Here is a 19,979-nt window from a genome sequence, read left to right as displayed (position 1 = left end):
TGTGAGGGGTTACCGATGGATGAAATTATAAAGGAATTACAAAAGTTAGGATTTTCCCAGTATGAATGTAAAGCGTATATTGGACTACTAAAACATTCCCCAGTAACAGGCTATGAAGTGAGTAAACAAACAGGAGTACCTCGTTCTATGATTTACGAGGTACTCGGTAAGTTAATGGATAAAGGAGCAGTGCATATTGTACCTTCTGAACCAGTTAAATATGTACCAGTACCATCTACCGAATTAATGAATCGAATGCGAAAAGACTTTGAAAAGTCCTTTGAATTTTTAGATGAGAAATTAAATTGTTTAGAACAAGAGCGACAAATAGATGTAATTTCGCATATTCGTTCAAATGATCGTGTTTTGAAAGAAATATGCAATATAATTAGTAGAGCTAAGGAAGAGTTATGGATTTCTGTATGGGAAGATCAAGTGCATGAAATTGAACCATACATTCATCAAAAGGAAGAGGAAGGCGTACATATATTTTCAATCTTATTTGGAGCTCCAGAAACAAAAATAGGAGCGACGTTTCATCATAATTATATGACGCCCCACGTTGTTGAAAAGAGAATGGGTGGTCATTTAACTGTTATTGCTCGTGATGGAGAGGAAGTATTAATTGCGAACTTCTCAAATGATAGCACTTCATGGGCCGTTACAACGTATGACCCAGCGCTAGTTCTCGTTGCTACAGAGTATGTGCGGCACGATATTATGGTTGAAGAAATCACAAAGGAATTTGGAGCTGATAAGTTAGATACGTTATGGCGTGAAAATATAGATTTAGTTCATGTCGTAACAGGGAAACGAACTTTAGAAGGAATGGAGGATGATAGAGATGAGTAAAGCTCAGGCACATGTAGCTTTGCAGAGTGACGATACATTTCAGCAAGGAGTAAAAGATTGTTTACCAACTATATTTGGTTACTTGAGCATCGGTATAGCAGCTGGTGTAATTGCAAAAACAGCTGGTTTCTCCATCATTGAAATTGCATTTATGTCCACTTTAATTTATGCAGGTTCTGCCCAATTTATATTAGCTGGTATGTATGCAGCTGGTGCTCCTGCTTCCGCAATTATTTTTACTGTATTTTTTGTTAACTTGCGCCACCTTCTTATGAGTGCTGCACTTGCACCGTACTTTACGAAAATTCCTCTATTTAAAAACTTAATCATCGGTTCGCAAATTACAGATGAAACTTTCGGCGTTGCAGTGCAGCATGCTGCGCAAAAAGGATATTTAGGTGAAAGATGGATGATAGGGCTTAATGTAACAGCGTATTTAAATTGGATTCTTGCCACTATCATTGGCGGGCTATTTGGTGAGTGGATACCAGATCCACATACATACGGCATGGATTATGCATTACCAGCAATGTTTATCGGATTATTTGTTCTTCAGCTCATAAGTAGTAAACCGAAACTAGCAATTCATTTAAGTGTTGCAATTGTAGCGATTATTATCGCATACGTTTCACACCTATTTATGCCAGATAGTATAGCGGTTATTATCGCAACCTTACTAGCTGCGACGATTGGAGTGTTGATTGAAAAATGGAAATGAGATTAGATGTATTATTACTTTTACTAGCAGCAGGAGCTGTTACACTCGTGCCACGTATTTTACCTCTACTCGTATTTAGCAAACTACAAATTCCTGACTGGGGTTTAAAATGGTTAAATTACATACCAATTGCGATATTAGCAGCGCTTTTAGCACAAGTTTTATTTATGCATGAAACGATGCAGTGGGATTATCTTATTGCAGCAATTCCAACATTTCTTGTAGCGATATATACTCGTAGTTTATTAGGTACAGTATTAACGGGAGTGATTGTGATTATTTTGTTACGTTTCCTTTTCTAAAAAGGATTACACTCATATCATAGCGAAAAGTGTAATAACATAAAAAATATAGGGGTGGTGTTATGATACTTTTAACGATAGGAGCAATTTTGTTAACGTTATTTATTTTCTTTATTATCGGCTTTATTACGTTTATGATGTTTGTTGATAAGGCGACACCTCAAATATATTATACACCTTGTGAATCAGTGACAGTGAAAACTAAAGGTAAACATAGAAGGAAGAAAAGTTGAACGTTGGCTTTTCTTCCTTCTTCTATTACATCCCGGAAAGAACTAACAACAATAACCCAAATAAAAAACTAGTTAAGGAAAGAAAACCGATACATATGGAGAATACACGATTATTTCCCCATTCGCGCCAGAAAGTTATAAAACCTAAAATACAAAGGAAAAACCAAATGGGTAAGAATAGGAACTCACTAATTTTCTCGGGAAGTAACGAATAAAAAGTTGTTACATATAAGATCCAATTAGTAAAAAATAAAAGGCAAACGATAATAGATTGTAAGTAGAGGCGGTTGAAAAATAGCCCTTTTTTTACGGTTATAAAAATGATAGTTAGCGCTGAGATAAAGGCAATGAGTATGAAAATAAGTAAGAGTAATGTCAGCGTCATTTTGAGTCTCCTTTATAAGATTGTTTTTATCACGCATGGGCAGTAAGACCCACACCTTAAAACTCAACGTAAGAAAAGAGATTAGGTGGGGGATAACCCCCCACTGATTGAAGTTTCACTTTACAAGAAATGAATCTATTAAATTGTATGCTTGTTTTGTAGAGTGCTCGTTATATTTTTCAGTGTACGGATTTAGAAATCCATGTTCACCGTGTAGTTGTTTGATTTCTAATAAAGGATTCTTTTGTTGCTGCAATGTGTGAATTAAAGAGGATACTGAAAAACTAGATTCTTTTTCAGGGAATATAAGTAATGTAGCGCATGTAGGCTTTATGTGGACATAGTCGCGTATACGAGAACCGTAACATCCGATAATAAAATCTATTTTCGGATTGTTACTACATAGCCATGAGATGGTAGCTCCAACACTAAAGCCGATAAGTCCAATATGTGTATAACTACTAGAAAGATGAGAAATGAATTCTTCAATTTGCTTTTTTCCATCATCAAATCCAATATGATTTACAAAATGTTCATATGCTTTTTCTTCATCACGATAATGAAATGCGTGTTGTGATTGTAGAAGATTAGGACAGAATACATCTATATGAGATGAAGTAAAGTGCTGGGTAACGTGATGCATATGGTCGTTCACACCATATATTTCATGAACAATAACGAGAGCTAATTTTTCCTTCATAGTTATAAATTACCTCTATGAAACTTAAATTCTTTCTCAACAAGGCAAATACGCAGATGGAAGTTTTCATACCATTGCTCACGACCTCTTTTTTTCGCTTCTTTATGTAAGGTGTTCTTCTTCCAATTTTCAATCGCATCAAGTGATTCCCAATAAGAAATTGTTATTCCGAGTCCAGAATTACCTCGTGCACTTTCTACACCTAAAAATCCAGATTGTTGCTTTGCAAGTTTCTCCATTTCTTCGGCAACGGTATTATAGTCAGTTGTATCATTTGATAAATTAGAAGTGAATATAACTGCATAATAAGGCTTGTTTTTTTCTAAATTAGATGCCATTATTTTTCCCCCTTAATGTATAGTACGAATAATTAATCCATAGTTTGTATTTTAGCAGGTCACAAAAAGAAAAGAAGTAGAAAATTCTTATTTTTTCAGCTCATGTAAAATAAAGGATTGAAGAACTTTATAATAAGTAATCTGAAAGAAGAAAAATGCCACTTCAAAAGAGAAGTGGCATTTCTTATATTTCCTCTAAGCTATTAACTGGAACAGTTAATTCGCGTCCTGGGTTTTTTACTTCATATATGCGGGCGGTTTCATTGCTTTCATCGACGTGTTGAATCATAACAGGCATGCCTTGAAAATTGACATTGGCTTGTTCTGCTGACATAGAAAGCTCTATTGCACGTTGAATATTCATTTATATTCCTCCCATCATTATTATCTTTGCTAAAAAAGAGGAATAATATACCATTTAGAGACATTCTTAAAGTTTTTGTATTATTTGTAATGTTTCTTTAATAAATGAAGTGAAGATGGAATCAGGATAGCTATCTATTGCTTGAACGGCTTCTTTTGCCTCTTTTAAGGCAGATTTTTTATCTTGAAGTTCTATATAGCAAAGGGCACGATAAGACCCAGCTGTTAATACCCACGATTGATCAAGTGGATGACTCATATAATCTGGTATGGTAGCGTGTTTTAATATTGCCAAAGCTTCCTTATAACGTTTTAAGCCATACAAAGATTTTCCTTTTTCAAGATAATATAATCCATCGTCTTGAAAGATTGGTTCATCTTTTAGTTTTTCTCGAAATTGTTCTAGATGTTTTAATGCGATTGTATATTCATTAGTAATTGTGTTGTAATAGTATGCTTTTAAAATATCAATAATTGCGATGGATAGAATATCTTCTGTAAAAATGGCAAATTGCTCAGATTTTTTTATGTAATATAAATATTGTTCTTTATCAGCTGTAATGACTTTTTGGTAAGATAAAATCCGGTAAAATTCATCTGTTTTATAATACACTTGATGCTTTTTTGAAAATGCAAGTGCATCTAAAATGACTTTTTCACATTTTTCATAATTGCCGTATGCGAGTAAAATAATGGCTTCTTTTAAGTATAGTTGTATATGTGTAATCAGATCCATTTCTAAATTCTTTGCTTTATATTCATCACGAATTGTAGCAATCATCTGTAAACATTCTTTATATTTTTTACGTTTGAAGAGCATATAGTAAAACAGTAGTTTCGTTTCAGTGCTTTCTCGATATAAAGTATATTTTTCAAATATAGAAACAGCAGTTTCAACGTAATATTCAATATGATAATCGTTCATAATAACTGCTCCTGTTAGGAACTGTTTATATAAGCGAGCTGTATTTAAAGTAGAAGGTAGCTCTGTTTGAACAATAGGTAGTAAAGTTTTGTATACTTCATCGCATTTATTTGCTTTTATTAATGGCTCCATTTTTTGAATGAGTTCTACAATTTCTCCTTCATCTTCTTCTAATAAAAAGCTCATTTCACATTCAAGTTTTTCAGCAATATATTGTAATGTTTTCATAGAAGGTGTAGCTTTTCCATTTTCAATTTGACTAAGCATACTTTTTGTCAGTTCCGAACCTACCAGCTCTGTTTGTGTAAGCTTTTTTTCTTTTCTTAATGTTTTAATTTTTTCGCCGAGAGTTGCCATATTATTGCTCCTTTATATTTAAAAAGTTAAATTATATTTAACTTTATGTTGTGGAAATCGGAAAATTGATTATATAATAAGTTTAACACAATTTAACTTTTAAGGGGAGAGAGTCAAAAATGGGAGATATAAGTATAGGACAACATGATTCAAGAATGAAGATTGCAACGAGAAACATCATTTTAATGATGATTGGAAAAATGACGTCTTTATTAGGCGCAGGTATTTATACGTTCGCAATGGGGTTATACGTATTAAAGACTACTGGTTCAGGGATGGGGTTTGCAACTACGCTCGTTTGCGGATCACTTCCAAGGATGATCTGTGGTCCAATTGCTGGTGCTGTAGCAGATCGCGTCAATCGAAAATGGCTTGTCATTGGTACTGATTTATTAAGTAGTTTAACGATGCTTAGTATGTTTATTCTTGCTACTATATTTGGACCATCACTTCTTTTTATTTATATTTCAGCAGCATTATTATCAATTTGTGCAAGTTTTTATTCCGTTGCATTAACTTCGTCTATTCCGAGTTTAGTAGATGAAGGACGTATTCAAAAAGCGAGTGCTTTAAATCAAACGGCGGCTTCTTTATCAAGTATTTTAGGGCCGATTATTGGCGGAGTTGTATTTGGTTTCTTTTCAATTCAGTCGTTCTTTTTGTTGAATAGCATTACATTCTTTTTAGCGGTTATTTTGCAATTATTTATTGTATTTGATTTATATAAAAAAGAAGTGGCTGAGAGTAAAGAGCATTTCTTGACGAGTATAAAAGAAGGTTTTTCATATATAAAACGAAAACATGAAATATATGGTTTAATGAAAATAGCATTGTGGGTAAACTTTTTTGCGTGTGGTCTAACCGTTGCACTTCCATACATTATCGTACATACATTACATTTATCTTCAAAGCAACTTGGTATTGTAGAGGGAATGTTAGCAGTCGGGATGTTAATTGGTGCGATTGCTTTATCGGTGCGTAAAGAAGTGAATAATCCGTTTCGTTCAATTTATACTGGACTGTTTTTGTTTGCAGGTTTAAGTTTATGTACAGTCTTTCCGTTGTTAGTTATCATTCCAAAAGTAGCAAGTTTTATTTACTATATTGCTTTTATGATGTTAACTGGTATAGCAATTATGATTGTAAACATTCCAATGCAAGTACATATGCAAAAAACGACAGATCCGAGCTACCTAGGGCGTGTGTTTGGCCTACTTGAAACAATTGCGACTGCAATCGCACCACTTGGTATGATTGTATATGGACTACTATTAGATATGTTGCCAACTAGCATTGTTATGATGACAATAGGTGGAGGTTTATTGTTAGTTGTATTAGTTGGAGTAAAGCAACATATGGCGAAAAAACAACTAGATGTGTCCGCTTGAAAATAAGAAAATAATAAAAATTTGACTTATCATTATAAAAATGACTAAATTAGTATTTTAGTTTTTGAAACTCTTTTTCATGTATGTTAAAGTAAAGTGAGCTTGCAAAGAAAAGGAGACAACAGCATGAAAAAATTAAGTTTTGTTATGCTTTTTCTGTTAGTCATGATGGCTGGATGTAGCAATTATGACACATATATTGAAACAGGTATGCAATCATTGAAAGATGAAAAATATAGTGATGCAGCAATGTGGTTTGAAAAAGCAGAAAAAGAGAAGTCCGGGAATGAAGCGAAATCATATAAAGAAATGGCCGAGAAAATGGATCACGGAGCAACAGCATTAAAAGACGGTAGGTATTTAGAAGCGAAAGACATTGCAAATGAAGTGTTACAAATGAAAAAAGACGATGCACTTGAAAAAGCTGTAACATCAAATGCAGAGAATATGCTTCAAAAAGCAAAAGATGTGGAAGAGAAAGTAAATGAAAGAGTGGCAAAGCGTAGAAAGGTAGAAGAAGAAGGAATCGATAAAATTATTAAAGCTGTCGATAGTATAGATGAAGTGAAAGAAAAAGAGAAGAAAGTATCAGAAGCATTAGATAAGGCTGAAGAGGCGCAAGCAAAAATTGAGGCAAAGAAAAATAAATAGATTTATAGTTTGAAAGGCTGTCGTGCATAACGACAGCCTTTTAATTTTTTGTTGCAAATGAAGTGATGCTCTGTAGTAAAAAAGAAATGATTTTAGAATTCCATCTGTCCTCATGATGAATCGTATAAATATTACGCTGAAATTCAAATTCAGGGATTGGTATATAGCATAGCTCATTTCGTTGTATTTCTTGTTCGATAGCAAGTTTAGAAATCAAGGCAATTCCATTACCATATTTTAAAATTTGTTTCATCGTTTCTAATGAATCTAATTCAATTTCTGATTGGAATGTAATGTTGTGCGCTAACGTCCATTGTGTAAGTAAATCTCTCGTTGTAGATGGGTTACGATGCAATAGTATGCGTTCCTTTTCTATATTTTGTAACGATACATTGTCTTTTTTTGAAAAATGATGTTCTTTGGAAAAGGCAAGAACAAGTGTATCGGGCATTATATTCGTTTGTTTTAAAAGTGGTTCATCAAATGGAGCAGCGGAAATTATCCCAAGATCGATTTCGTGATTTTGTAGCATCATTCGAATTTCAGGGGCTGTTTTAACTAGTAGCGTTATTTTTATATTGGGAAATTCACATTGAAATTGATGAACGACTGCTGGCAAAAGATAAGTCGCTGGTACATAACTAGCACCAATTGTTATAGCACCTTTATGAAAATCTTTAAACTCTTGCGTGACACGTCTAGCTTCTTTCATAAGTGCATCTATTTTACAAGCATAATGGTGCAAAGCCTCACCAGCCTCTGTTAAGAAATACCTTCCAGAACGTAATTCGAATAAAGACACACCGAGTTCTTCTTCTAAGCTTTTTATATGAAAAGTAATAGTTGGTTGTTTAACGCCAAGTTTTTCTGCAACGATTGTAAGCTTTTGGTATTTCTTAATAAGTACTACAATTTCTAATTTTAAGAGATTCATTATGAATTGCCGCCTTTTTTATTTTAACTATAGAAAAAATCTATAGAAATAAATAGTTTATTAGAAGTTTTTTAATTTAATCTTTACAGTGCATTAACATTCAGTATAAATCTTCCATATAGAATGAAAGCAGGTTAAGAATGAGGGGAGAGAGGTGAGACGATGGATATTAAAATTAATGGATTAGAAAAAACATTTGGAAAAACACAAGCGTTAAAGCCGTTGCAGATTGTAATGAAAAAAGGGGAATTCACTACACTTTTAGGACCTTCGGGATGTGGGAAAACGACTTTACTTAGAATGATAGCAGGACTTGAAGAACCGGATAAGGGAGAAATATATTTTGGAGACCAGTGCATGTATTCTGCTACAAAAAAGATAAAGACATCTCCTCATGAACGGAATATCGGTATGGTATTTCAAGATTTTGCTTTATGGCCGCACATGACTGTTTTTGAAAATGTTGCATTTGGTTTAAGAGCTACAAAGCAAACGAATCATTTACGAGAAAAAGTAGAGGATGCGATAAAGCGAGTTCGCCTGCAAGGTATGGAGAAAAGGTATCCACACGAACTTTCTGGTGGACAGCAACAACGTGTCGCATTCGCTAGAGCAATTGTAACAAAACCTCATTTTATTTTGTTTGATGAACCGCTAAGTGCACTCGATGCAATTTTGCGAGAAGAAATGAGAATAGAGCTTATGGATATCGTTCATTCCATTGGTTTAACTGCACTGTATGTCACTCACGATCAAACAGAAGCAATGTCAATGTCAGACCAAATTATTGTCATGAAACAAGGAGAAGTATTACAAAAAGGAACACCGGAAGATATTTATGTGAAACCGTCTCATGAATTTGTTGCCAAATTTGTTGGTAAGGCGAATTGGCTTGTAGAGGGTGAAAAAATGATTCGTCCAGAGCATGTGAGTTGGACAAAAAATGATGTGTGCGAAATGTATACAGGTGAAATTCAGCACGTTACATACGTAGGAGAGCGTTATGAAGTGAAAGTAAATATGGGGACTTTAGGCATCTGGACAGCCTATCACAATAGTAAGCTAAGCATCGGGAAACCAGTATCGTTATATGTACCCAAAAAATGTATTCATCATATAGGAGGAGAATCGTATGAAGAAATTCAGTTCGCTTAAGTCTTTATTTGTATGTACTTTACTATTTTCTACTGTAGTAACAGGTTGTAGTTCAAAGACAGGTAATGCAGATGCAAAAAGTAAAAATATGAATGAAAAGAAAATTGTTGTATATAGTGCAGGGCCAAAAGGGTTAGCAGAAAAAATTCAAAAAGACTTTGAAAAGAAAACTGGTATAAAGGTGGAAATGTTTCAAGGGACAACTGGTAAAATTTTAGCGAGAATGGAAGCTGAAAAGAAAAATCCAGTCGTTGACGTTGTCGTACTCGCTTCCTTACCAGCGATGGAAGGATTAAAGAAAGAGGGTCAAACGTTAGCTTATAAAGAGGCGAAACAAGCTGATAAGCTGCGTTCTGAATGGTCAGATGATAAAGGCCATTATTTCGGGTATAGTGCTTCAGCATTAGGGATTGTATACAATACAAAAAATGTGAAGACGGCGCCTGAAGATTGGAGCGATATAACGAAAGGAGAATGGAAAGGGAAAGTGAATCTTCCAGATCCAGCACTTTCAGGTTCAGCTTTAGACTTTGTAACAGGATACGTGAAAAAGAATGGACAAGATGGATGGAATTTATTTGAGCAGCTTAAGAAAAATGAAGTTACAGTAGCAGGAGCAAACCAGGAAGCGTTAGACCCAGTTGTAACAGGTGCGAAAGATATGGTCATTGCGGGTGTTGATTATATGACGTATAGCGCAAAAGCAAAGGGTGAACCTGTTGATATCGTATATCCAAAAAGCGGAACAGTTATTAGCCCACGTGCAGCGGGGATTATGAAGGATAGTAAAAATGTTGAAGGTGCAAAAGAGTTTATTGATTATTTATTATCCGATGATGTACAAAAACAAGTTTCTAAAGCGTATTTATTGCCTGGTAGAACAGATATAAAAGCTGAAAATAGACCAAATGTAGAAGAGATTCCAGTATTAAATATTGATTGGAAAACAGTTGAGAAAGAGCAAGATGAAATAGGGAAACAATTTAAGAAAGTATTTCAATAAGATGGTGATTCCATGGTAAATCGATTCGTATCAGTAAGACAAGTTGGAATGACGATAGCGTTATTACTTGTCGCGATGTTAATCGTCATTCCACTTTTTCTTATTTTATTTTCTAGTGTATATGAAAATAGCAGTTGGAATTTTTTAAAGCCTTTTGAAGTGATGCAGAGTGGTGGATTAGCGGGGATTTTTCTAAATTCGATGCTTCTAGGTGTACTCGTTGTAATAGGTGCTACAATATTTGCATTTCCATTGGCATTTATTATGAGCAAAACAGATGTAGGAAAGTATAGTAAGTTAGATATTGTTTTTATGATTCCATTTATGACACCGCCGTATATTGGATCGATGGGCTGGATTTTGTTCATGCAACCTAACGGCTATTTTGAACAATTTTTCCCGATGCTAAAGACAGTTTCATCATCGTTTTTTAGTTTAGGAGGTATGGTCTTAATTATGAGTCTGCATTTATTCCCATTCCTTTATTTCATGCTGAAAAACACGTTACTTCAGATTGGGAGTAGTAAAGAAGAAGCTGCAGCAGTTCATGGCGGAAGTTTTTTCTATCGCTTAAGAAAAATAATATTGCCGTTATTAGTATCAAGTTATGTAATGGGTGCTTTACTCATTTTCGTAAAGACGATTGCTGAATTTGGAACACCGGCTACATTCGGACGTAGAATAGGATTCCACGTGTTAACATCAGAAATTCATAAATTTATTTCGAGTTGGCCAATTGATTTCAGTAGTGCAACAGCATTATCTTCTTTATTACTTAGTGCTTGTATGCTCATTTGGTATATGCAAAATGTATTGAATCGAAAGTATTCATATGCAATGGTTAGTGGAAAAGGTGTGAAATCTAAAAGATATACTTTGTCTATATTTACGCGCGTTGTAGCATGGATGTATGTAATTGGTTTATTAATCGTATCAATTGGAATTCCATACTTTTCTATACTTATTGCTTCTTTTTCAAAATTAAGAGGCGGCGGTTTACATGTAAATAACTTTACAACAAGCCATTATGAGGCATTGTTTACAATGGGATCTCCGGGATTAGAGGCTTTATGGAATAGTTTTCTTTTTTCACTCGTAACAGCGATTATTGCGGTAATTATTGGAGTCTTTTTGGCACTTATGATTCGAAAAGGGAAAAAAAACTCTGAAAAATGGCTTGATATGTGCGGTATGTTACCGAATATGGTACCAGGAATCGTTATGGTTGTAGGTCTTATTCTATTTTGGAATTCACCATATATGCCTATGTCAATTTATAATACACCAATTATGGTTATCATAACGTATGTTATTCTGTTTTTACCTTACACGGTGCAATATGTAAAATCATCACTCGGACAAATTGATGATTCTCTCGTACAGGCAGGAAGTATTTTTTCGGGAAATTATATTTATATTTTTAGAAAAATAATATTGCCTCTTATTATCCCAGGCATTCTTGCCGGATGGGCGATGACATTTACAATTTCAATAAGAGAGTTAGTAGCATCACTTCTCGTATTACCTCCATCAGTAGAAACGTCAGCAACGTTTATTTTTGCTCAATTTGAACAGGGTGAAGTATCTATAGGAATGGCGATGGCCGTTGTTTCTGTTGGACTTACAACAATGTGCTTATTACTGCTGCAACATATGGAGCAAACACGAAAAGGGGTAGCATGATGAGAATGGAAGTATGGGGAGGAGCAGGGGAGTACGGTCGCTCCTGCTATTTTGTAAAAAATAAAGAGACGAAAATAGTATTTGATTGTGGTATTAATCGATCATATGAGAATAGTTATCCAAAAATAGAGGGAGAAGTTGTTCCATTTTTAGATGCGGTATTTTTATCACATATTCATGAAGATCATACGATGGGTTTACCTTTATTGGCGAAGTATGGATATAAGAAAAAAATTTGGACGACTCGTTATACGAAGGAGCAACTGCCGTTATATTATGAAAAATGGAGAAACTATAATGTGATGCAAGGGTGGAAGTTACCTTATAGGGACCAACATATAAAAGATTTAAATTATGTATGTATTGATGAGATTAGTAATCCAAATGAATGGATACAAATTACTCCTACATTGCGGTTTCAGTGGGGGTATAGTGGGCATGTATTAGGAGCTGTTTGGTTTTTAGTTGATATGTGTAATACATACGTATTTTATTCAGGCGACTATTCAGCAGAGTCTAATATACTACGAGCTAATTTACCTGAGAAATTGGGCCACAATATAAAAGTTGCAATTGTAGATGCCGCTTATCACACAGATGATGTTTCGCAAAATGAAAGATTAGACGATCTATGTGCAGAAATTGAACGAGTTATGCAAAATGAAGGAATAGCATTATTACCGCTGCCACAACTTGGTAGGGCGCAAGATATAGTATTGTATTTATATGAACGATATAAAGAATTTCCGCTTATAGTAGATAAAGAAATTTTGGCTGGATTTGAAGAGATGTTCATATATAAAGGTTGGATAAAAAATAATGAAGAACTTAAATGGATTATGGAGAGTTTAAAAAGAAACATAATAGTGATGGATAATGACATTAGTATGCAAAATAGTTACGGAATAGTTGTAATGAGTGATGCGAATATGCAAACGAAACGAGCACAGTTATACTATGAACAACTTCGGAATGAAAAACGGAATGCCGTTATTTTTACTGGGCATATTGCGAAAGGGAGTTTTGCAGAAAAAGTTATGAAAGAACATGTAAGGAGTACATGTAGGGTGAAGAGAGTTCCGTATAAAGTTCACCAAAGTATAAGAGACGTTAAAGAGATGCTAAATACATTATTACCAGAACATACGGTGTTAGTGCACGCTTTGAAAGAGGATACGGATCGATTACAACAAAAGCTAAGTACAGCAGGGTATGAAAATGTATATTCACTTGCAATGGAACGTATAGAAGTCATTTGAAATGTAAAGGGGATAGGTATATGAAAAAAGTATTTGTATTCGTAAGCATTTTCTTTTGTTGTTTCCTTTATAACGTTAAGGAAGGGTTTGCAGCTAGTCAAATGAAACCTAGTTTTGAAGTAAAGTTATTATTGAAGCCAGAACAAGTATTAGGTGATAACAAAGAGATGAAGCAAGAGGTGCTAGAACATTTCCAGGCTGGTACAAAATATGAAAGAATACAAGTGCAATTTTTAGATACTGCGAATAAAAGTTTAAGCGAGGAAGGTTGGTTTGCTAGAATTCGAAAGAAAGAATTTAGTAAAGATTTTGAATTAACATATAAAAAAAGATATCCTATTCCAAATGGTGTAATTCAAGATGCACTAGAAGTAGCTAAAAAAGAAGGATTCGATAGTAATACGGATAGTTATGAGGCGGAAATAGATTGGGGATTTGAGAAGAAAAAATTAAGCATTTCAAATAAGAAAAGTTACAGCGCTAAAGGATATGGGATACTTGATTTACCAAATGAACAAGCTGCTCAAAACATGTTAGTAGAAAAATTACCAGGGAAAATGAACAAATGGTTGTATACAAATTGGGGAGAGGAAATGTTAAAGAATTCCCGTATTTACGGTCCTGTATTAATGAAACGATATACAGGAGAGTTTGAAAACATAAAAGCAAATATTGAAATTTGGCCATTAAGTAATACCGGAAAATTAGAAGATGACTTCGTAATAGAAGTGTCATTTAAAACAAATGAAGAAAGTATTGCGACAAAACAAAGGGAATTATTAATGGCGAGTTTAGAGAAAAAAGGCTGGTTGTTACCGAAAGATAGTTTGAAGACAGAGCTTATTTTTCAGTAAATGAGAAAAAAAGGAATCCATATTTCTTGGATTCCTTTTTCTAATATATGAGTATTAAGCTAAGTCAGCTGACACGAACATATCACTATTTTGAAGGTTTTTAGAGCGTAAACTATAAGCAACTACCTTCTTTTTATATTGTTTTACAACATCAACATGCTCCTCGTGACTATAAATATAAAATGTAAAATTCTTTTTGCCACGTTTTGCATTGATAATTAAAGGCGTACCCTCATTGTGTGGTGGTGCATAATAGCGATCTAAAAATAAACCTTCGTTAAAATCATGAATAATTTTTGATTTCTGTTCGCCTTCTACGTTATTTCCGTGAATTGTAATAGTCACATTCTCTTCTTCAAGTTTTGGATGTGTTTCGTACTTGCTAATAATGGATTCAATAACAGTGTTAGGAAGGCTAGAAACGATAATTTTAAATGCTCCAAATACAACTAACATTACAATAAACCAAGTCGTCATAGTATATCATCCCCTTTATTCTATTTAATAATATAACTCATATGGTAATAGTACATATGGTGAAGTTTTGTATAATTTGTGAAAAATATGCCATTTTCACGAATGAAATGTTAGAAAAATCAATTTTGTTACAAAAAGTTGAAATCGAAGTATTTTAAAAGAAAAAGGTTTATAATAAAAATATAACTAATAACCACATTACTAATTATAAGGAAGTGTAACTATGAGTACTGTAGCAATCGTATATGGTATTATTCTTTCCACAATTATTGTTTTGTTTTTCGTTGGGGTTTCACGTTATATTCATAAATGGAAAGAAGGCGTTGCGAAATTAAATCACATTGAAGAAGAACTTAGTGATTTAATGTTACATCATGGTAAGTAAACATTTATTTTTTAACTAAACAATGTGAAGAATATCACAAAACGTGCTTTCCTAATGAAGGCATGTTTTTTTGTTGTTTAAGAAAAGAAGTGTTTTTGTATAAATAATCTAATTATTACTTAAAAAGGGAAATTTATTTAGTATAATATATAATATGTTTATTTTAGGGGGAGTATCATGAGGGGATTAAAAGTTGTTGGAATTATAGCTGGAATTACTATAGTAGGCTGTATAGCTTTCTTTTCAGTGAAGGAATATGTCAATTCCAAAGAAGACTCTAATTATGTGCTAAATTACATAAAAGAACATAAGGATGATAAAACAACTTCTTTAATTGTTAAAAGAAATGGTGAAACATTGACATCAATAAATGAAAAAGAAAAATTACCGCTAGCAAGTATGTCGAAAATCGTTATAGCAATTGAATATGCTAAGCAAGTAGCTGAAGGGAAAATAAGAAAAGACGAGAAAATTTCATTGAAAGAATTAGAAAAATACTATGTGAAAAATACTGATGGTGGTGCACACCCTGCATGGCTAGATGATGTAAAAGATAAAGAGTTAGTGAAGGGTGGTCAAACTTCTTTAGAAGAAGTAGTGAAAGGAATGATCCATTATAGTTCGAATGCGAATGCATCATATTTATTGGACAAGCTTGGAGCAGCGCGGATAAATGAAAGTTTGAAAGAGTTAGGCTTAAATAGTCACGATGAATTTTATCCAACGTATACAGGGGCATTATATATGAGGGGCTATGTTGAAAAAGAACTGCATATTCCTCAAAATAAAGCATTGGACAAGCTACGTAATATGTCTAATGATGAATATGTTAAGCATGTATGGCAAATACATGAATGGATGAAAGACGAGAAAGAATGGACAAAACGCGAGATATCGTTAAAAGCCGATATGGATTTTCAGCGTATTTGGTCAGATCGGTTTATAGGTGCAAATGCGAAGGATTACATGAGTTTATTGGAAAAGATAAATAGCAGAAATTATTTTACACCACAAATGCAAGGTGAGGTTGAGAATATATTTAAAGGAACCGTAGGAGAGGGTATATTCGAATTTGCTGGACAGAAAGGTGGTTCTACGGCATTTGTATTAACAAATAGTTTCTATGGTACTGATAAAAAAGGGAATAAGATTGAGATTGTCTTTATGATGAACAATTTGAGTGAAAAAGCATTTGAAAAACTTCTAAGTAATATGGATTACTTTATTCGAGATATTGTCATAAGTGAGGAATTCAGAAATAAATTATAATGAAATAATTTTATTATGTAAACAAAGGGGCACTTATGAAAAGTGCTCTTTTGTAATACAGGATTTTCCAATCTTATTATTGAATATAGATGGAAAATAAGAAAGGAGGTTGAAAAATGACAACAATATATTTCGTTCGCCATGCCCATTCTACATATACAAAAGAAGAACGGGAACGACCTTTATCTGAAAAAGGGCACTGTGATGCAGAAAATGTAACGCATTTATTAAAAGATAAACATATTGATGTTGTTATTTCTAGTCCTTACAAAAGAGCAATCCAAACTGTACAAGGAATTGCGAATACATATAAATTATCAATACAAACTGAAGAAGATTTGCGTGAAAGATTATTGAGCACAGAGCCAGTATCAAATTTTAATGATGCTATGCAGAATGTGTGGAAAGATTGGAGTTTTGCATACGAAGGCGGAGAATCGAATACTGTAGCACAAAAGCGCGCTGTAATATGTATACAAAATATATTAAAAAAATATGAAGGTAAGAATATTGTAATAGGTACGCATGGAAATATTATGGTATTACTAATGAATTATTTTAATTGGAAATATGATTTGGAGTTTTGGAAAACACTTCATATGCCTGATGTGTATAAATTAAATTTTGATAAAAATTGTTTCATTTCTGCTGAAAGAATAGAGAAAACAGGTCATCGGTTAAATATTTTGTAAAAGTTTATCAAAAAAAGAGGAAAGAGAGAAGTTATTGTAGAAGTATGACTTTGTAACATAAAAATTATATGTTAAAGGAGGCTGTTTACATGTTTGAGAAAGAGAAAGAAGGGCTTATTGAAGTTCACAACGTATATGAAATTGCACCAGCAGATGGAACAATTATTGGTATGGCAACAGAAGAAGAAATGGAAATTGCTGCTGAACTAGAGCTGCAGTACTATGCCCATTCTCGTTTGCTAGAAGCAAATATTCAGTTAGACGGTTCCTCCTATAAAGAGTTACTTCAGGAGTTCCAGGAGTACGAAAGAAAATCAATGAGCTTTTGGCGAGCAATACATAAGCGTTTAGCTGTGCCATGGGCATGGGTATTACGTATTGATGTTGCGAATGGCCCTATTTATGTAAGTAATGGGAATGCTTATTACGAAGAAATCGATGATGAAGAAGATTATGAATAGATAAGTAAGGAAGCAACTTTAGTTGCTTCCTTTTTTTATTTATAGAGATTGAACAGCCCCAATAATAATATCAGGCCGATCAATTTCGATTCCGTGACCAGCATGTTCGGCAAGTATATATTGGCTATGTATTGAGAGTTGTAATTGTTCATGGATCAGTTCTTGCCACATTGCTTCAAGTTGTGTTGCTTCCTCTTTTGGCATGCCACCATTAGTCAATTGAGTAATAGAATATTGAGGATCTCTACCGATAACGATTAATGGTATTTCTAATGTTTTACATAGCTCTTTTAGTGAGAGAGCACAGTTTTTCCACTCCGATAGTTCAGAAGCTGTCGCTTTATATAATGAAGGCGAGGTAGAGAATCCAATTTGCTGTTTTGATTGATCGGTGAGAATAGGTTTTAGTTCATTATAAAGTGTGTCTACATCCATTTTGGAGTATGTATTATATTTTTCAAGCCACATATCATCCGAGTCAGTTTGATCAGAAATTGGTAAATGAAGTTCATCTAAACGGTGTAAGTTCATCGAAGTAGAATCAACTAAAATAAGTGCTTGCAGCTTATCTTCATGTAACATCGCAAAATGTTGTGCACATAATCCTCCATAGGAATGACCGATTAGAATAAATGGCTCTTGAATAGCTAGTTTGTTTAGTAACATATGTAGCTCTTTTGTAACTTGCCTTATTGTACGTGGCTGATTTCCTAGCTCACTTTTCCCGTAACCTGGGCGATGGTATGAAACGACTGTAAAGTGCTGTGAAAGCTTTTTTATAATAGGAAGCCAATCATAAAATGAGCAACTCATTCCGGTTTGAATGACTACAGTTTGTTTACCACCTCCTTTTATATGTACTTCTATATTTTGCCCCATTATTTCTACAAATTTATGAATGTTAATTCCCCCTAAGCTTGAAATAATTTTTGAAAAGCAAAAACGATACACCAAACACCTATACCGAGTAGGACAGATGTACTAAGTGTAAATGAATTTTTTAAACCAATATAGACGATAAATAATAGTAGTGCTGATGCGGGGAATCCATATAATACCCCTAAAGCAAATTGACTCAATTCTTGTTTATTCCCGCCTTCAAATGAAATCCAAAATAGACTAAGTAAACTCACGAGAGGAAGGGCAGCAATAAAGCCACCTATCGTACTGTAGTGTTTAGCAATTTCAGTGATAACGCCGATAATAAGTGCCGAAACGATTACTTTAACGAGGAAATGCATATTTTGCCTCCTTCGCTAATAACGAAAATGCTTTTTCAATTAATTGTTGTTCTTCTTTTGATAACTGTGATTCTAATATTTTTATCTTTTCTTTATCTAGTAAAGTATGTTTTTCTAATACTTCAATTCCTTCAATTGTTAATGTAAGGTTTACCACTCTTTCATCTTTTTTATTTCTCTCTTTAACGATGAACCCCTTTTGAATAAGGCGCTTTATATGTTCAGATGCTGTGTTATGAGAAAGGCTAAGCTCAGTAGCGACTTTTCCAATTGTTATATCTTTCTCACGAGAAACGATTTGTAAAATACGAATTGCTTGGTGGGAAAGGTTGTCCTCGTATTCGTATCGTAAGTGATAATAAATGCTCTCCCAATGTTGATTAATGTTGTTCATAATAATAAATCCCCTTTTTTTATATCGTATAGTAAGATATATTCGTCATTTTAGAAATAAAATCCTTTTATTTGGATAAAAAATGTTGAAAAAGTTTATTTTTATTGAAATATAAGGTAATCTATGTGTAAAGGTATACATTTAGCAAGAGAGAGGATGATAGCTGTGAATACATTCAAATGGATGAGTCATGAACAGATGTATGTAGATGAAATACATGTTGAAAAATGTGGTCCTCTTTCAGTCGGCGTATATGGGGGAAATCAAGAAAGTGATGCATATGAACGAGGAGATGCGGTGCTTGCTTGGTGGGATCCTGAATTACAATTTGAATTTGTTATGATTTTTGATACACACCACAAAACAAAAAATATTGATTATATAATAGAAGCGATTTCAGAAAGAAAAGAGAAATTAAAAGAGTTATTCTCCTATCCAATACATTTAGCTTTTCATCATACACATATGTACTTATTAGCGTTATTTACAGATGAGTTATTTATTAAAAAGTGTGATCAAGATGATGAGGAACTCGCTTGCTTAATTTGTTTACGAAAAGGCGAATTTTTATATTGGTTATCAGTTGGTGATTGTTTCGCGTATTTATTCCATTCTGAGAAAACGAAAAATGGAAAAGGACGATTAAATAAACGGAAAAATTACGAATATATTGGCAGGAAAAATATTTTTGCAGCAAATACACCTTGCTTTACGTCAGGTGTAAGAGGATTAGAAAAAGGAATGAATCACATTGTAATGGCAACGGACGGTATTTTAGAGTGTGACAAACGAAGGTTTGATGATGATCAATCTTTAGTAGAAATATTACACGACGGAAATAGCTTGCAGATTGAGCCCGTATTAACAAATGTACTGCAGTGGAAAGGTAGAGACTGTGCCACGATTATTGGATGGTCTATTGATACTGATAATAAACAATGTGCTAATTAATATAAAAGG

27 protein-coding genes are annotated in these 19,979 nt (G+C 33.7%); 17 read left to right on the top strand and 10 right to left on the bottom strand.

Annotation, left to right across the window (positions count from 1 at the left end):
* Positions 1–15 precede the first annotated feature (15 nt).
* The 4 genes from ACTFR8_RS05810 to ACTFR8_RS05795 all read left to right on the top strand — a co-directional run bounded on the left by ACTFR8_RS05810 (position 16) and on the right by ACTFR8_RS05795 (position 2,105).
* Positions 16–852 carry a TrmB family transcriptional regulator gene (locus ACTFR8_RS05810; RefSeq protein ID WP_000343386.1) on the top strand — a complete coding sequence of 279 codons (837 nt, stop codon included), beginning with the start codon at positions 16–18 and terminating at the stop codon, positions 850–852.
* Positions 845–1,570 (top strand): AzlC family ABC transporter permease, encoded by a 726-nt coding sequence (locus ACTFR8_RS05805; RefSeq protein WP_000030473.1) that lies wholly within the window; start codon positions 845–847, stop codon positions 1,568–1,570. Before ACTFR8_RS05810 ends, ACTFR8_RS05805 begins: the two co-directional genes overlap by 8 nt.
* A complete protein-coding gene (locus tag ACTFR8_RS05800; RefSeq protein ID WP_000425943.1) occupies positions 1,561–1,872 on the top strand; it encodes an AzlD domain-containing protein in 312 nt (103 codons plus the stop codon). Before ACTFR8_RS05805 ends, ACTFR8_RS05800 begins: the two co-directional genes overlap by 10 nt.
* 62 nt (positions 1,873–1,934) lie before the next feature.
* Entirely contained in the window at positions 1,935–2,105 is a 171-nt protein-coding gene (locus ACTFR8_RS05795) for a DUF3951 domain-containing protein (protein ID WP_000602236.1), read from the top strand.
* Positions 2,106–2,130: 25 nt separating this feature from the next.
* Here ACTFR8_RS05795 and ACTFR8_RS05790 read toward each other — a convergent pair whose 3' ends face one another.
* From ACTFR8_RS05790 to ACTFR8_RS05770, 5 genes are all read right to left on the bottom strand, one after another.
* The gene (locus tag ACTFR8_RS05790; RefSeq protein WP_033685689.1) at positions 2,131–2,490 is read right to left on the bottom strand and encodes a hypothetical protein; all 360 of its coding nucleotides are present in this window, start codon (positions 2,488–2,490) and stop codon (positions 2,131–2,133) included.
* A gap of 115 nt (positions 2,491–2,605) precedes the next feature.
* The gene (locus ACTFR8_RS05785; RefSeq protein ID WP_000660124.1) at positions 2,606–3,190 is read right to left on the bottom strand and encodes a dienelactone hydrolase family protein; all 585 of its coding nucleotides are present in this window, start codon (positions 3,188–3,190) and stop codon (positions 2,606–2,608) included.
* Positions 3,191–3,192: 2 nt separating this feature from the next.
* A complete protein-coding gene (locus tag ACTFR8_RS05780; protein ID WP_000157879.1) occupies positions 3,193–3,528 on the bottom strand; it encodes an antibiotic biosynthesis monooxygenase family protein in 336 nt (111 codons plus the stop codon).
* 184 nt (positions 3,529–3,712) lie between these two features.
* Positions 3,713–3,892, bottom strand: coding sequence for an H-type small acid-soluble spore protein (locus ACTFR8_RS05775; protein WP_001025731.1), 180 nt, complete (start codon positions 3,890–3,892; stop codon positions 3,713–3,715).
* A gap of 66 nt (positions 3,893–3,958) precedes the next feature.
* Positions 3,959–5,173 (bottom strand): helix-turn-helix domain-containing protein, encoded by a 1,215-nt coding sequence (locus ACTFR8_RS05770; RefSeq protein ID WP_000212388.1) that lies wholly within the window; start codon positions 5,171–5,173, stop codon positions 3,959–3,961.
* A gap of 119 nt (positions 5,174–5,292) precedes the next feature.
* Between ACTFR8_RS05770 and ACTFR8_RS05765 the strand changes: the two genes are divergently transcribed.
* Together ACTFR8_RS05765 and ACTFR8_RS05760 are read left to right on the top strand one after the other, a co-directional pair.
* On the top strand, positions 5,293–6,561 hold the full coding sequence (locus tag ACTFR8_RS05765; protein WP_252209928.1) for an MFS transporter: 1,269 nt from the start codon (positions 5,293–5,295) through the stop codon (positions 6,559–6,561).
* Between the two features lie 126 nt (positions 6,562–6,687).
* A complete protein-coding gene (locus ACTFR8_RS05760; protein ID WP_000736421.1) occupies positions 6,688–7,212 on the top strand; it encodes a DUF4398 domain-containing protein in 525 nt (174 codons plus the stop codon).
* Positions 7,213–7,252: 40 nt separating this feature from the next.
* Here the strand turns inward: ACTFR8_RS05760 and ACTFR8_RS05755 are convergent, their stop codons facing one another.
* Positions 7,253–8,146, bottom strand: a complete 894-nt coding sequence (locus tag ACTFR8_RS05755) for a LysR family transcriptional regulator (RefSeq protein WP_001050633.1) — start codon at positions 8,144–8,146, stop codon at positions 7,253–7,255.
* 162 nt (positions 8,147–8,308) lie between these two features.
* Between ACTFR8_RS05755 and ACTFR8_RS05750 the strand changes: the two genes are divergently transcribed.
* The 5 genes from ACTFR8_RS05750 to ACTFR8_RS05730 are packed head-to-tail and all read left to right on the top strand — an operon-like array spanning position 8,309 to position 14,100.
* The gene (locus ACTFR8_RS05750; protein WP_000351796.1) at positions 8,309–9,301 is read left to right on the top strand and encodes an ABC transporter ATP-binding protein; all 993 of its coding nucleotides are present in this window, start codon (positions 8,309–8,311) and stop codon (positions 9,299–9,301) included.
* A complete protein-coding gene (locus tag ACTFR8_RS05745; RefSeq protein WP_000714717.1) occupies positions 9,279–10,304 on the top strand; it encodes an ABC transporter substrate-binding protein in 1,026 nt (341 codons plus the stop codon). Before ACTFR8_RS05750 ends, ACTFR8_RS05745 begins: the two co-directional genes overlap by 23 nt.
* Before the next feature lie 12 nt (positions 10,305–10,316).
* Positions 10,317–11,987 carry an ABC transporter permease gene (locus ACTFR8_RS05740; RefSeq protein WP_000248144.1) on the top strand — a complete coding sequence of 557 codons (1,671 nt, stop codon included), beginning with the start codon at positions 10,317–10,319 and terminating at the stop codon, positions 11,985–11,987.
* Positions 11,984–13,246, top strand: a complete 1,263-nt coding sequence (locus tag ACTFR8_RS05735) for an MBL fold metallo-hydrolase (RefSeq protein WP_033685690.1) — start codon at positions 11,984–11,986, stop codon at positions 13,244–13,246. Before ACTFR8_RS05740 ends, ACTFR8_RS05735 begins: the two co-directional genes overlap by 4 nt.
* Positions 13,247–13,266: 20 nt before the next feature.
* Entirely contained in the window at positions 13,267–14,100 is an 834-nt protein-coding gene (locus tag ACTFR8_RS05730) for a hypothetical protein (protein ID WP_000755325.1), read from the top strand.
* A 54-nt stretch (positions 14,101–14,154) separates the two neighbouring features.
* Here the strand turns inward: ACTFR8_RS05730 and ACTFR8_RS05725 are convergent, their stop codons facing one another.
* Positions 14,155–14,577: a YfmQ family protein gene (locus tag ACTFR8_RS05725; protein ID WP_000214592.1), complete on the bottom strand. Its 423-nt coding sequence runs from the start codon at positions 14,575–14,577 to the stop codon at positions 14,155–14,157.
* A gap of 41 nt (positions 14,578–14,618) precedes the next feature.
* On the opposite strand from ACTFR8_RS05725, the gene ACTFR8_RS05720 reads away from it, so the two are divergent.
* The 5 genes from ACTFR8_RS05720 (at position 14,619) to ACTFR8_RS05700 (ending at position 17,384) form a co-directional block, all read left to right on the top strand.
* Complete coding sequence (locus tag ACTFR8_RS05720; protein WP_001987133.1) at positions 14,619–14,735, top strand: hypothetical protein; 117 nt, start codon at positions 14,619–14,621, stop codon at positions 14,733–14,735.
* Positions 14,736–14,800: 65 nt separating this feature from the next.
* Entirely contained in the window at positions 14,801–14,962 is a 162-nt protein-coding gene (locus tag ACTFR8_RS05715) for a hypothetical protein (protein ID WP_000108701.1), read from the top strand.
* A gap of 177 nt (positions 14,963–15,139) precedes the next feature.
* Positions 15,140–16,231 (top strand): serine hydrolase, encoded by a 1,092-nt coding sequence (locus ACTFR8_RS05710; RefSeq protein ID WP_001214672.1) that lies wholly within the window; start codon positions 15,140–15,142, stop codon positions 16,229–16,231.
* Between the two features lie 116 nt (positions 16,232–16,347).
* Positions 16,348–16,923 (top strand): histidine phosphatase family protein, encoded by a 576-nt coding sequence (locus tag ACTFR8_RS05705; protein WP_000208267.1) that lies wholly within the window; start codon positions 16,348–16,350, stop codon positions 16,921–16,923.
* An 89-nt stretch (positions 16,924–17,012) separates the two neighbouring features.
* Positions 17,013–17,384, top strand: coding sequence for a hypothetical protein (locus ACTFR8_RS05700; protein ID WP_000461766.1), 372 nt, complete (start codon positions 17,013–17,015; stop codon positions 17,382–17,384).
* Positions 17,385–17,423: 39 nt separating this feature from the next.
* On the opposite strand, the gene ACTFR8_RS05695 is transcribed toward ACTFR8_RS05700, so the two are convergent.
* From ACTFR8_RS05695 to ACTFR8_RS05685, 3 genes are read right to left on the bottom strand one after another with little or no spacing between them, the layout of a single operon-like run.
* On the bottom strand, positions 17,424–18,335 hold the full coding sequence (locus tag ACTFR8_RS05695; RefSeq protein WP_114159456.1) for an alpha/beta fold hydrolase: 912 nt from the start codon (positions 18,333–18,335) through the stop codon (positions 17,424–17,426).
* Entirely contained in the window at positions 18,296–18,625 is a 330-nt protein-coding gene (locus ACTFR8_RS05690) for a DUF3147 family protein (RefSeq protein WP_000545621.1), read from the bottom strand. The genes ACTFR8_RS05695 and ACTFR8_RS05690 overlap by 40 nt, the downstream gene beginning before the upstream one ends.
* Complete coding sequence (locus tag ACTFR8_RS05685) at positions 18,609–19,019, bottom strand: MarR family winged helix-turn-helix transcriptional regulator (protein WP_001059785.1); 411 nt, start codon at positions 19,017–19,019, stop codon at positions 18,609–18,611. Before ACTFR8_RS05685 ends, ACTFR8_RS05690 begins: the two co-directional genes overlap by 17 nt.
* A gap of 123 nt (positions 19,020–19,142) precedes the next feature.
* Here ACTFR8_RS05685 and ACTFR8_RS05680 point away from each other — a divergent pair, with 123 nt between their 5' ends.
* Positions 19,143–19,970 (top strand): protein phosphatase 2C domain-containing protein, encoded by an 828-nt coding sequence (locus tag ACTFR8_RS05680; protein ID WP_002004821.1) that lies wholly within the window; start codon positions 19,143–19,145, stop codon positions 19,968–19,970.
* Positions 19,971–19,979: the final 9 nt, after the last annotated feature.

The organism is Bacillus cereus group sp. MYBK15-3, assembly GCF_051916765.1.
In the GTDB taxonomy this organism is placed as follows: domain Bacteria; phylum Bacillota; class Bacilli; order Bacillales; family Bacillaceae_G; genus Bacillus_A; species Bacillus_A cereus.
The sequence above is the reverse complement of the archived record's forward strand: the minus strand, read 5'-3'. Positions and strand labels throughout refer to the sequence as shown.